The organism is Solitalea agri (assembly GCF_023914155.1).
Lineage (GTDB): Bacteria > Bacteroidota > Bacteroidia > Sphingobacteriales > Sphingobacteriaceae > Solitalea > Solitalea agri.
This window is the reverse complement of the sequence record NZ_JAMWYS010000004.1, coordinates 1-767: the sequence shown is the minus strand read 5'-3', so window position 1 is coordinate 767 and position 767 is coordinate 1. Positions and strand designations below refer to the sequence as shown.

General features: G+C 52.7%; 1 protein-coding gene. It reads right to left on the bottom strand.

The window, feature by feature from the left end:
• Window positions 1-767, bottom strand: a 767-nt coding sequence (locus NF867_RS01355; RefSeq protein ID WP_252585745.1) for a PKD domain-containing protein, incomplete at both ends; no start/stop codon positions are given.

The window sequence follows — 767 nt, the reverse complement described above, 5'->3', positions numbered from 1 at the left end:
CAGGTGCCTACCCCTGCTACTGCTGGGTCAAACTTGCCTGCTGCCGTGATTGAACCGGCTGGGGCATTGGTGGTATATACCGGTGCTGCTACGGCAACGCCGTTGGTTACACTTGAGGTGATGTCTACCAGACCGCCATCGATACAGATCTCTGGAACACCTACCGCTAACGTAGTGGTTGCTACCGGGTGTACCGTGATCGACTGTGGCGCTGTGCTGCTTTCACAACCGTCCTGGGTTCTCACTGTCAGCTTCACATCATATGTGTGTGTTGAGGTGATGGCCGGGAAGCTGATCGATACCACTGCCTGGTTAGCTGCTGAGATCGTGTTGATCACCGTGCCGCCTTCGCTGAATTCCCAGATGTAATCCTTAATCGGGCTTACGCCGGTGGTTGAACCGGTGGCATCTAAGGTCACTGTTCCATCCTGACAAACCGTTGTGGACGATGCCGTAAAGCTTGCCACTGGCGTTGCGCCATTGTATTGATATACATCGGTAAAGGTGTCTTTACAGCCATTACCTGATGAAGTTACTGTTAAGGTGATCGTTTTCGGTCCTGCTGTGGTGTACGCTGGTACCGCTGGGTTTTGTAAGGTCGAAGTAAAGCCTTCGCCTAAATCCCAGGCATACGTTAAGCTATAGCCGCCGCTTACGCTTGAGCCATCGGTAAACACATCGCCTGCCGCTCCACAACTGCTTGGTTTGGTAAACGCTGCCACTGGGTTTGGATAGATCGTAATGACCTGTGCCGGTGATTCATCATC